This is a genomic window from Kitasatospora sp. NPDC091257 (genome assembly GCF_044757675.1).
Taxonomy (GTDB): Bacteria; Actinomycetota; Actinomycetes; order Streptomycetales; family Streptomycetaceae; genus Kitasatospora; species Kitasatospora lactacystinica.
This window is the reverse complement of the sequence record NZ_JBIVVI010000157.1, coordinates 1-10,902: the sequence shown is the minus strand read 5'-3', so window position 1 is coordinate 10,902 and position 10,902 is coordinate 1. Positions and strand designations below refer to the sequence as shown.

At 71.2% G+C, this 10,902-nt stretch carries 10 protein-coding genes; 5 read left to right on the top strand and 5 right to left on the bottom strand.

The features are described from left to right. Window positions 1-7: 7 nt before the first annotated feature. Entirely contained in the window at window positions 8-1,030 is a 1,023-nt protein-coding gene (locus ACIQOV_RS10275) for a M4 family metallopeptidase (protein ID WP_401047059.1), read from the bottom strand. 341 nt (window positions 1,031-1,371) lie between these two features. Here ACIQOV_RS10275 and leuA point away from each other — a divergent pair, with 341 nt between their 5' ends. The 4 genes from leuA to ACIQOV_RS10255 all read left to right on the top strand — a co-directional run bounded on the left by leuA (window position 1,372) and on the right by ACIQOV_RS10255 (window position 5,939). Then, entirely contained in the window at window positions 1,372-3,168 is a 1,797-nt protein-coding gene (gene leuA, locus ACIQOV_RS10270; RefSeq protein ID WP_359903005.1) for a 2-isopropylmalate synthase, read from the top strand. Window positions 3,169-3,527: 359 nt separating this feature from the next. Next, window positions 3,528-4,073, top strand: a complete 546-nt coding sequence (locus tag ACIQOV_RS10265; RefSeq protein ID WP_401047056.1) for a TerB family tellurite resistance protein — start codon at window positions 3,528-3,530, stop codon at window positions 4,071-4,073. 281 nt (window positions 4,074-4,354) lie between these two features. Beyond that, the gene (recO, locus tag ACIQOV_RS10260; RefSeq protein WP_401047053.1) at window positions 4,355-5,101 is read left to right on the top strand and encodes a DNA repair protein RecO; all 747 of its coding nucleotides are present in this window, start codon (window positions 4,355-4,357) and stop codon (window positions 5,099-5,101) included. A gap of 4 nt (window positions 5,102-5,105) precedes the next feature. Further along, window positions 5,106-5,939 (top strand): isoprenyl transferase, encoded by an 834-nt coding sequence (locus ACIQOV_RS10255; RefSeq protein WP_401047051.1) that lies wholly within the window; start codon window positions 5,106-5,108, stop codon window positions 5,937-5,939. Between the two features lie 124 nt (window positions 5,940-6,063). Here the strand turns inward: ACIQOV_RS10255 and ACIQOV_RS10250 are convergent, their stop codons facing one another. The 4 genes from ACIQOV_RS10250 to ACIQOV_RS10235 are packed head-to-tail and all read right to left on the bottom strand — an operon-like array spanning window position 6,064 to window position 9,234. Then, window positions 6,064-6,474 carry a Fur family transcriptional regulator gene (locus ACIQOV_RS10250; RefSeq protein ID WP_189918013.1) on the bottom strand — a complete coding sequence of 137 codons (411 nt, stop codon included), beginning with the start codon at window positions 6,472-6,474 and terminating at the stop codon, window positions 6,064-6,066. A gap of 35 nt (window positions 6,475-6,509) precedes the next feature. Beyond that, window positions 6,510-7,439: a metal ABC transporter permease gene (locus ACIQOV_RS10245; RefSeq protein WP_401047048.1), complete on the bottom strand. Its 930-nt coding sequence runs from the start codon at window positions 7,437-7,439 to the stop codon at window positions 6,510-6,512. Then, entirely contained in the window at window positions 7,436-8,200 is a 765-nt protein-coding gene (locus ACIQOV_RS10240) for a metal ABC transporter ATP-binding protein (protein ID WP_380348007.1), read from the bottom strand. The genes ACIQOV_RS10245 and ACIQOV_RS10240 overlap by 4 nt, the downstream gene beginning before the upstream one ends. A gap of 14 nt (window positions 8,201-8,214) precedes the next feature. Continuing rightward, a complete protein-coding gene (locus tag ACIQOV_RS10235; RefSeq protein WP_401047046.1) occupies window positions 8,215-9,234 on the bottom strand; it encodes a metal ABC transporter substrate-binding protein in 1,020 nt (339 codons plus the stop codon). A 242-nt stretch (window positions 9,235-9,476) separates the two neighbouring features. Here ACIQOV_RS10235 and ACIQOV_RS10230 point away from each other — a divergent pair, with 242 nt between their 5' ends. Then, window positions 9,477-10,859, top strand: a complete 1,383-nt coding sequence (locus ACIQOV_RS10230; RefSeq protein ID WP_359902988.1) for a glycine--tRNA ligase — start codon at window positions 9,477-9,479, stop codon at window positions 10,857-10,859. The last annotated feature ends 43 nt before the right edge of the window (window positions 10,860-10,902 follow it).

The following is a 10,902-nucleotide window of genomic DNA, read 5'->3' as shown; positions in this document are numbered from 1 at the left end:
CGGAGGGTCACCCCGGGCTGACCCCGACCTGCGCCCAGGAGGCCGTGACGGTGTCCACCACCGACCGGTCGTCGGGGTAGCGGGCCTTGGCGGCGGCCACGGTGGCCCGGGCGAAGGCGGTGAAGTCGGCGTCGGCGGGCAGCGTGCGCCCGGTCAGCGCGTCGTACCAGATCCGCCCCGCGCGCTCCCAGGCCGAGCCGCCGAGCGCGGTGGCCAGCAGGTAGAACGCGTGGTTGGGGATGCCGGAGTTGATGTGCACCCCGCCGTTGTCCTGGGAGGTGTTCACGTAGTCCCGCATGTGCGCGGGCTGCGGGTCCTTGCCCAGCTGCGGGTCGTCGTAGGCGGTGCCGGGCGCCTTCATCGAGCGCAGCGCCACGCCCTGCACGCCCGGGGCGAGCAGCCCGGCGCCGATCAGCCAGTCGGCGTCGGCGGCGCTCTGGTGCAGCGAGTACTGCTTGACCAGCGAGCCGAAGACGTCGGAGACCGACTCGTTGAGCGCGCCGGGCTGGTCCTGGTAGTCCAGCCCGGCGGTGAACTGGGTGACGCCGTGGGTGAGTTCGTGGCCGATGACGTCGATGCAGGCGGTGAAGTCGCCGAACACCACGTTGTCGCCGTCGCCGAACACCATCTGGTGGCCGTTCCAGAAGGCGTTGTCGTAGTCGCGGCCGTAGTGGACGCTGGCGTCCAGCCGCAGGTTCCGGTCGTCGATCGAGTGCCGGCCGAAGACGTCGGCGTAGAGCGCGAAGGTGGCGCCGAGGCCGTCGTAGGCGTGGTTGACGGAGCTGTCGGAGGACGCGCCGCGGCCCTCGGTGCGCACGCTGCGCCCGGGCAGCCGCTGGCCGTGTCCGGCGTCGTAGATCACCCGGTTGAGGCCCGGGGCGGCGGCGACGGGCGGGGGCGGGGAGAGTCGGGCCGCGCGGTGCGCCGCGTCGAGGGCCAGGGAGTGGACGGCGGGCTCGTGGCCGGCCTCGGCGAGGCGGTCCAGGACGTACGGCGGGACGATCGTGCAGATCGGTACTGCTGCAGTCATGTGGCCCAGGGTGAGGCCTCGATGACCGGTTGTCACCACCTTCGGCATGACCGGTCGACGTCTCAAGGAGTGGAACGGAAGCCCGGATCACTTCGGGGGCGCGCGGCGCTGGGTTACGCTGGGGCCATCATGCGCAACGGGCTGCTTCTTCTTAGCTGCCGCGTCGAGGGCCTGTAGTCCACCGGGCCGGCACCCTCGCCGCGGGGAACGAGCTGTGCGCGCGATCGGCGATCCACTGGTGTATCGCGAGCGGCAGCCGAGGCCGGCCAGTCGGTGTCGACCAGGTGTTGACCCCTCCCGACCCGCCCGCACCACGCATCACAGGAAGCCGAGTCACCTCCATGACCGAGCAGAACTCCGCCGCGTCCGTTCCCGCCGGCCGTCCCTTCGTCGACCGCCCCACCCCGATCACCGCCGCCTCGGTGCGCCAGCGGCCCTCGGGCATGCGTCACGGGCGCTACCTGCCGTTCGGCACCGTCGACCTGGCGGACCGCAGCTGGCCGGAGAAGGTGATCACCAAGGCGCCGCGCTGGCTCTCCACCGATCTGCGGGACGGCAACCAGGCGCTGATCGACCCGATGTCGCCGGCCCGCAAGCGCATGATGTTCGACCTGCTGGTGAAGATGGGCTACAAGGAGATCGAGGTCGGCTTCCCCTCCTCCGGGGCCACCGACCACGCCTTCGTGCGCTCGCTGATCGAGGAGGGGGCGATCCCCGAGGACGTCACCATCTCGGTGCTGACGCAGGCCCGCGAGGAGCTGATCGAGAAGACCGTGGAGTCGCTGGTCGGCGCCCCGCGGGCGACCGTCCACCTGTACAACGCGACCGCGCCGCTGTTCCGCCGGGTGGTGTTCCGCAACGACAGGGCGGCCACCAGGGCGATCGCCACCGAGGGCACCCGGCTGGTGATGGAGTACGCGGAGAAGCTGCTGGGCGACGACACCGTCTTCGGCTACCAGTACTCGCCGGAGATCTTCGTCGACACCGAGCTGGACTTCGCGCTGGAGGTCTGCGAGGCGGTCATGGACGTCTGGCAGCCGGGCGAGGGCCGCGAGATCATCCTGAACCTGCCCGCCACCGTCGAGCGGGCCACCCCGAACGTCCAGGCCGACCAGTTCGAGTGGATGTCGCGCCACCTGTCCCGCCGTGAGTTCGTCTGCCTGTCGGTGCACCCGCACAACGACCGCGGCACCGCCGTCGCCTCCGCCGAGCTGTCCTACATGGCGGGTGCCGACCGCATCGAGGGCTGCCTGTTCGGCCAGGGCGAGCGGACCGGCAACGTCGACCTGGTGACGCTGGGGATGAACCTGTTCTCGCAGGGCATCGACCCGCAGATCGACTTCTCCGACATCGACGAGGTGCGCCGCACCGCCGAGTACTGCAACCAGATGGAGGTGCACCCGCGCCACCCGTACGCCGGCGACCTGGTGTACACCTCCTTCTCCGGCTCGCACCAGGACGCCATCAAGAAGGGCTTCGACGTCCTGGAGGCGGACGCCAGGGCCGCGGGCGTACCGGTGCACGAGCACACCTGGGGCGTGCCGTACCTGCCGATCGACCCGAAGGACGTCGGCCGCACCTACGAGGCGGTCATCCGGGTCAACAGCCAGTCCGGCAAGGGCGGCGTGGCGTACGTGCTGAAGAACGACCACAAGCTGGACCTGCCGCGCCGGATGCAGATCGAGTTCTCCCGGATCATCCAGGCCAAGACCGACGCCGAGGGCGGCGAGGTCAGCCCGGCCGAGATCTGGCGGGTCTTCGAGGACGAGTACCTGCCGACCACCGACAACCCGTGGGGCCGGATCTCGCTGAGCGGTTCGCGCACCCTGACCACCGAGGACGGCCGGGACGCGCTGACCGCCGAGGCCCTGGTGGACGGCGTCCCGACCACCCTGACCGGTACCGGCAACGGCCCGGTCTCGGCCTTCGCCGACGCGCTGGCCCGGATCGGCGTGGACGTGCGCGTCCTGGACTACGCCGAGCACGCGCTGAGCGAGGGCGGCGACGCCCAGGCCGCCGCGTACGTGGAGTGCGCGGTGGACGGCAAGGTGCTGTGGGGCGTGGGCATCGACGGCAACACCGTGCTGGCCTCGCTGAAGGCCATGATCAGCGCCGTCAACCGCTCGCAGCGCGGCTAATTCGAACGGGTGGTGTGCGAAGGGCCGTCCCGCGGGGCGGCCCTTCGCCGTGCCGGCCTGGGGTTGTGTCCTGCGCCACATTTTTTCGAATCGGAAGCCGTTCGAGGTACTGACACGTGCCGGTAACCGTGGCAACATCGATCCACCGGAAAGCCGGGTCGGTGGGACGGCCTCGGTGTCCGGTCGCGTGACCTGCCCATTGTCGAGCAGGCCGCCTGCCATGTCTGGGGAGTGGCGCCGTGACCAGGTTGTGGGGTGTTCGCCCGCGGTGGCGGACTGACGTTCTCGGTGACTTCTTCTGCCCGGGCTGTGGCGGGGACCGCAACTACCGTCGGCAGCACGGCCGGCGGTGGCTGCGGTTGCTGGGGACCCCGGTGGTCCCGCTCGGCCCGGTGATCGGCAGTGTGCAGTGCACCAGCTGCCACGGCCGGTACGGCGTCGAGAGCCTGGAGCAGCCCACCAGCGTGCGCCTCGGCGCGATGCTGCGGGACGCCCAGTACACCATCGCGCTGGCCCTGCTCGCGGCCGGCGGCACCGCCCACCGGGCGGCCCGCGACGCGGCCTGCGCGGCGGTCCGCGAGGCCGGGTTCGAGGACTGCGGCGAGGCCCAGGTGCTGGCCGCGCTCGCCGCGCTCTCCGGGCTCGGCGGCGAACTCCACGACGCCCGGGGGATGTCCGGCGGACTGGCCGTCGAACTGCACGCGGTGCTCGAACCGATCACCCCGCACCTGGCCCACCACGGCCGCGAGCGGCTGCTGCTGCAGGGTGCGGCGATCGCCCTGGCGGACGGGCGCTACCTGCCGCAGGAGCGCGACGCGCTCGCCGCGGTCGGGGGCTGCCTGGACCTGCCGAAGTCCCGGGTCGGGGCGCTGCTGGAGGCGGCGACCAGGACCCCGTACAAGTAGCGCCGCCCGCCGGCCCGCCCGCAGCGCTGCTCGCCGACCACCTCTCACCGCTCACGATCACCGCTCACGATCACTGCTCGTGATCACCGGCCACCACCACCGCCCGCCGAGCACCGTCCTGACCTCCGGAATCCGCAGACCATCTCCGAATCCCCCACAACGGGCCTTGGACTCCCCACCCCGGGCCCGCCGTGACCCGCACCGCATGGCCTCCCCCACGGCCGCCGGTGCGGGCAACACGGCTGTCCGGCGCCGGCGGGTGGTGGGGGAGAATGGTCCCCATGAGTCTTTTCCGGGACGACGGCGTCGTGCTGCGGGCGCAGAAGCTCGGCGAGGCCGATCGGATCATCACCCTGCTGACCCGCCAGCACGGCAAGGTGCGGGCGGTGGCGCGCGGGGTGCGGAAGACCAAGTCCAAGTTCGGTGCCCGCCTGGAGCCGTTCTCGCACGTGGACGTGCAGTTCTTCAGCCGGGGGAGTGAGCTGATCGGCCGGGGATTGCCGCTCTGCACCCAGGTGGAGACCATCGCGCCGTACGGCGGCCCGATCGTCGCCGACTACGGCCGCTACACGGCCGGCACCGCGATGCTGGAGACCGCCGAGCGGTTCGCCGAGAACGAGGGCGAGCCGGCCGTCCAGCAGTACCTGCTGCTGGTCGGCGGGCTGCGCACGCTGGCGGCCGGGCTGCACGAGTCGCACCTGGTACTGGACGCCTTCCTGCTGCGCTCGCTCGCGGTGAACGGGTACGGCGCGAGCTTCACCGACTGTGCCAAATGCGGCCTGGAAGGGCCGAACCGTTTCTTCTCCCTCCCCGCGGGCGGGGTGCTCTGCGGGGACTGCCGAGTGCCCGGATGTGCCGTACCCTCCCCTGAGACACTGGTACTGCTCGGGGCGCTGCTGTCAGGGGACTGGCGGACGGCCGACGCCTGCGAGCCGCGGTACTGGCGGGAGGGCAGCGGCCTGGTCGCGGCCTATCTGCAGTGGCACCTGGAGCGGGGCATCCGCTCGATGAGATACGTGGAGAAGTGAGCACATGGCAGCGCGACGGCTCTTCGGCGGCGGCAAGCAGCGGACGTACGTCCCCCCGACCCCGCACCCCAGCGGCGCACAGCCCCCGAAGATCCCCGGCGAGCTGGTCCCCGAGCACGTCGCGATCGTGATGGACGGCAACGGCCGCTGGGCCAAGGAGCGCGGGCTGCCCCGCACCGAGGGCCACAAGGTCGGCGAGTCCGTGGTGCTGGACGTCCTCAAGGGCGCCATCGAGCTCGGCGTCAAGAACATCTCGCTGTACGCGTTCTCCACCGAGAACTGGAAGCGCTCGCCCGACGAGGTGAAGTTCCTGATGAACTTCAACCGGGACGTCATCGCCCGCCGCCGCGACGAGATGGACGCGATGGGCGTGCGGATCCGCTGGGCGGGCCGGATGCCCAAGCTGTGGAAGAGCGTCGTCCAGGAGCTCCAGGTCGCCGAGGAGCAGACCAAGGACAACGACGCCGTCACGCTCTACATGTGCGTCAACTACGGCGGCCGGGCCGAACTCGCCGACGCGGCGCAGGCGATCGCCCAGGACGTCGCGGCCGGGAAGCTCGACCCGAAGAAGGTCAACGAGAAGACCCTGGCCAGGTACATGTACCACCCGGACATGCCGGACGTGGACCTCTTCCTGCGCCCCAGCGGCGAGCAGCGCACCTCCAACTTCCTCCTCTGGCAGTCGGCTTACGCCGAGTTCGTGTTCCAGGACGTGCTCTGGCCGGACTTCGACCGCCGTGACCTGTGGCGCGCCTGCGAGCAGTACGCGATGCGCGACCGGCGCTTCGGCGGGGCGATCCCCAACGAGGTCGGCGCGCCGGTGCCGTCCCAGCGCTGACGGGCGTACGGTCCCGAGGCCGTGCCGGACGCGACGGCCGTGCCGGACGCGACGGCCGTGCCGGACGAAAAGGAGAGGACCCGCCGGGATCTGCCCGGCGGGTCCTCTCCTTCGTGTCGGCGGCTCAGGCCTTCTTGGCGCACTCCGCACAGGTCCCGAAGATCTCCAGGGTGTGTGCGATGTCGCTGAAGCCGTGCTCGGCGGCGACCGAGTTGGCCCAGCGCTCCACCGCGGGGCCCTCCACCTCGACGGTCGCGCCGCAGTGCCGGCAGACCAGGTGGTGGTGGTGCCCGCTGCTGCACCGGCGGTAGACCGCCTCGCCGTCGGCGGTGCGCAGCACGTCCACCTCACCGGCGTCCGCGAGCGACTGGAGCGTGCGGTAGACCGTGGTCAGACCGACGGAGTCCCCGCGGTGCTTGAGCAGGTCGTGGAGCTCCTGCGCGCTGCGGAAGTCCGCGATCTCGTCCAGGGCTGCCGAGACGGCGGCACGCTGCCGGGTCGAGCGGGCGCGCGGCGACGGGCCTGCGGTGGTCACCGTGGGTCCTCCTGGGGTCGTGGGCGTCTCGCACATCATTGTGCCAGCCCGGCCCGCCGCTCAGGGGTGGTCGTGCCGGACGGCCCGGAGACGGCCTGCCCCGGCAGTTCGACGTCGCACACCTTCGGTCCGTTCTCGCCCGTGCCGCGGTGGCGCCGTCGGGCCAGTGGCGCGGCGAGCAGGCTGAACACCGCGAAGACCGCGATGGCGAGCAGCACGATGGCCGGGCCGGAGGGCACGTCGAGCTGGTAGGAGCCCGTGACGCCGGCCAGCGAGACGACCACGCCGAGCGCGATCGAGGCGGCCTGGGTGGCGGCGAAGGAGCGGGTGAGCTGCTGGGCGGCGACCACCGGGACCACCATCAGCGCGCTGACCAGCAGCAGCCCGACCACCCGCATGGCGACCGTGACGGTGACCGCGGCCATCACCGCGAGCAGCAGGTTGAGGGTGCGCACCGGCACGCCGGTGACCCGGGCGAAGTCCTCGTCCTGGCAGATCGCGAAGAGCTGGCGGCGCAGGCCGACGGTGACCGCGATGACCACCGTGCCGAGCACCGCGATGGTGGCCAGGTCCGCGGGGGCGACGGTGAGGATCGAGCCCCACAGGTAGCTCTCCAGCGAGCCGGCCCCGGCCTGGGCGGACATCGAGACCAGCAGCTTGCCGCAGGCCATGCCGCCGTAGAAGAGCATCGCGAGGGCGATGTCGCCGCGCTGGTTGCCGCGCGAGCGGACCAGCTCCATGGTGACGGCGCCGAGCACGCAGACCAGCACGGCCATCCAGACCGGGCTGGTCTGGAAGATGAAGCCGAGGCCGACGCCGGTCATCGCGACATGGCCCATGCCGTCGCCCATCAGGGCCTGGCGGCGCTGCACCAGGTAGATGCCGACGGCCGGGGCGGTGATCCCGACCAGGACGGCGGCGAGCAGGGCCCGCTGCATGAAGTCGTAGGACAGCATCTCGGTCATGCGAGCAGCCTCGGCGGGGTCAGGTCGGCGTGCGGGTGGACGTGGTCGTGGCCGGGCAGCGCGTGCAGGCCGGTGTTGGGCACGGGCGGGCCGTCGTGGGCGACGCAGCCGTCCCGCAGCACCACGGCGCGGTCGATCAGCGGTTCCAGCGGTCCGAGTTCGTGCAGCACGAGGAGGACGGAGGCGCCGCGGCCGACCTCGGTGCGCAGGGTGTCGGCGAGCACCTGCTGGCTGGCGGCGTCGACGCCGGCCATCGGCTCGTCCATGATCAGCAGGTCGGGGGAGCCGACCAGGGCGCGGGCGATCAGCACCCGCTGCTGCTGGCCGCCGGACAGGTCGGCCACGCCGTCCGAGGCCCGCTCCAGCATGCCGACGGCGGCCAGCGCGCGGTCCACCGCCTCGCGGTCCTTGCGGCGGAAGGGCAGCAGCCGGTGCTGCGGCAGCCGTCCGGTGGAGACCACCTCGCGCACGGTGGCGGGGACGCCGGAGGCGGCGGTGGTGCGCTGCGGGACGTACCCGATCCGGTGCCAGGCGCGGAAGGAGCGGAACGGGGTGCCGAACAGCTCCAGGGTGCCGTGCTCCAGCGGGACGGAGCCGATCACGGCCTTGACGGTGGTCGACTTGCCGGAGCCGTTGGCGCCCAGCAGGGCGACGACCTCTCCGGGCCGGACGGTGAGGTCGACGCCGCGCAGCACCGGCCGGCCGCCGCGCGAGGCGACGGCGTCACGGAGGCGGACGGCCGGGGGTATCGGGTCGGTCATGGTGCTCGGTCCCGTCAGTTCGCGGGGGCGGGGGTGGCGGCGTCGGTCCCGGCGGGGGCGGTCGGGGCGGTGCCGGTCGGGGCGGTCCCGGACGGGGCACCGAGGGCGGCCCGCAGGTTGGCCAGGTTCTGCTTCATCACGGTCAGGTAGTCGTCCTTGGACGGGTCCTTGACGCCCTCCAGCGGATCCAGGACGGCGGTCCTGAGGCCGAGGTCCTTGGCGACGGTCTCGGCGAGCTTGGGGCTGACCAGGGTCTCGAAGAAGACGGTGGAGACGCCGTTGTCCTTGGCGGCCTTCTGCACCGCGGCGAGGCGGGCCGGGGTGGGCTCGGACTCCGGGTCGACGCCGTTGATGGCGACCTGGGTGAGGCCGTAGTGGTCGGCGAGGTAGCCGAACGCGGCGTGGCTGGTGACGAAGGTCCGGGTCCTGGCGTCCTTCAGCCCGTCCCGGAACTCCTGGTCGAGCGCGGTGAGCCTGGTGACCAGCTCGTCGGTGTTCTTCCGGTAGTCCTCGGCGTGGGCCGGGTCGGCCTTGGCGAACTCGTCGCCGACGCTCTTGGCGATCGCCGCGTAGCGGGTCGGGTCGAGCCAGATGTGCGGGTCGCCGGCCGGGTCCTCGTGCTTGTGGCCGTCGGTCCCGTGGCCGTCGCCGCCGTGGTCGGCGTCCCCGGTGCCCTCGTCGAGGTGGTGGTCGACCAGCGGGCTGGCGGCGGTGGCGTCGATCTTGTGCTTGCTGGACGACTGCGCGACGGCCTGGTCGACGGTGGGCTGGAGGCCCTTGAGGTAGATGATCGCGTCGGCCTTCTGGACCGTGCCGACCTGCTTGGCGGTGAGCTCCAGGTCGTGCGGCTCGACGCCGGCGGCGGTCAGGTCGGTGACCGCGACGTGCTCCTTGCCGATCTGCTGGGCCAGGTACTCCATCGGGTAGAAGGAGGCGACGACCTTCAGCTTGCCCGTGCCGCTGTCGGCGCTGCTGCTGCCTCCGCAGGCGGTGAGGACGAGGGAGGCGGCGAGGGCGGTGGTGCCGAGGGCCATGGAACGGCGGGTCCGGCGAGACAGTCCGAGTCGAGGCAGTCCGATCATCATGACAATCATTCTCATCTCACATGGAAATGATTGTCAAATCACTCGGACGGGTGAACGGAAGGTGACGGAGGGTGGGGGCGGCCGGACGATACCGATTTGAATCACGTACCCGTAGGGCCGGTAACCTGAGGTATTCGGGTACGCGCAACCAGCCGTGCCCTGACCGTGCCGTACGTACTGAAGAGAGCACTGTGGCCGCCGACAAGATCGACACGATCGTCAGCCTGAGCAAGCGCCGTGGCTTCGTCTACCCCTGCAGCGAGATCTACGGCGGCACGCGTGCCGCCTGGGACTACGGGCCGCTGGGTGTCGAGCTCAAGGAGAACATCAAGCGCCAGTGGTGGCGCGCGATGGTCCAGGCCCGTGAGGACGTCGTCGGACTCGACTCGTCGGTGATCCTCGCCCGCGAGGTGTGGGAGGCCTCCGGTCACGTCGCCACCTTCAACGACCCGCTGACCGAGTGCCTCTCCTGCCACAAGCGCCACCGGGCCGACCACCTGGAGGAGAAGTACGAGGCCAAGCACGGCTTCCCGCCGCCGAACGGTCTCCAGGACGTCAACTGCCCCGACTGCGGCACCAAGGGCCAGTTCACCGAGCCCAAGGACTTCTCGGGCATGCTGAAGACCCACCTCGGTGTCACCGAGGAGGCGAGCGGCCTGGCGTTCCTGCGCCCGGAGACCGCCCAGGGCATCTTCACCAACTTCAAGGCCGTCCAGACCACTTCGCGCAAGAAGCCGCCGTTCGGCATCGCCCAGACGGGCAAGAGCTTCCGCAACGAGATCACCCCCGGCAACTTCATCTTCCGGACCCGCGAGTTCGAGCAGATGGAGATGGAGTTCTTCGTCAAGCCGGGCGAGGACGAGCAGTGGCACGAGTACTGGCTCCAGCAGCGCTGGGACTGGTACGTCGGCCTCGGCCTGCGCACCGAGAACATGCGCTTCTTCGAGCACCCGAAGGAGAAGCTCTCCCACTACGCCAAGCGCACGGTGGACATCGAGTACCGCTTCAACTTCGGTGGCAGCGAGTTCTCCGAGCTGGAGGGCGTCGCCAACCGCACCGACTACGACCTGCGGGTGCACAGCGAGGCCTCCGGCCAGGACCTGAAGTACTTCGACCAGGAGTCCGGCGAGCGGTACTTCCCGTACGTCATCGAGCCGGCGGCCGGCCTCAACCGCGCCATGCTGGCCTTCCTGATCGACGCCTACTTCGAGGACGAGGCGCCGAACGCCAAGGGCGTCATGGAGAAGCGCGTCGGCATGCGGCTCGACCCGCGCCTGGCCCCGGTCAAGGTCGCCGTCCTGCCGCTGTCGCGCAACGCCGAGCTGTCCCCGAAGGCCCGCGGCCTGGCCGCCGACCTGCGCACCGCGTGGAACGTCGAGTTCGACGACGCCGGCGCCATCGGCAAGCGCTACCGCCGCCAGGACGAGATCGGCACGCCGTTCTGCGTCACCGTCGACTTCGACACCCTTGAGGACAACGCGGTGACCGTCCGCGACCGCGACACCATGTCGCAGGAGCGCGTCTCGCTGGACCAGGTCAAGGCGTACCTGGGCGCGCGGCTGATCGGCTGCTAGCAGCCTCCGGCACGGCCCGGGAGCCCTCGTCCGCCCTGGTGGG

Coding starts and splice junctions, on each gene's coding strand:
- ACIQOV_RS10275 (WP_401047059.1), bottom strand. CDS start 1,030: ATGACTGCAGCAGTACCGATCTGCACGATCGTCCCGCCGTACGTCCTG.
- leuA (WP_359903005.1), top strand. CDS start 1,372: ATGACCGAGCAGAACTCCGCCGCGTCCGTTCCCGCCGGCCGTCCCTTC.
- recO (WP_401047053.1), top strand. CDS start 4,355: ATGAGTCTTTTCCGGGACGACGGCGTCGTGCTGCGGGCGCAGAAGCTC.
- ACIQOV_RS10255 (WP_401047051.1), top strand. CDS start 5,106: ATGGCAGCGCGACGGCTCTTCGGCGGCGGCAAGCAGCGGACGTACGTC.
- ACIQOV_RS10245 (WP_401047048.1), bottom strand. CDS start 7,439: ATGACCGAGATGCTGTCCTACGACTTCATGCAGCGGGCCCTGCTCGCC.
- ACIQOV_RS10240 (WP_380348007.1), bottom strand. CDS start 8,200: ATGACCGACCCGATACCCCCGGCCGTCCGCCTCCGTGACGCCGTCGCC.
- ACIQOV_RS10235 (WP_401047046.1), bottom strand. CDS start 9,234: ATGGCCCTCGGCACCACCGCCCTCGCCGCCTCCCTCGTCCTCACCGCC.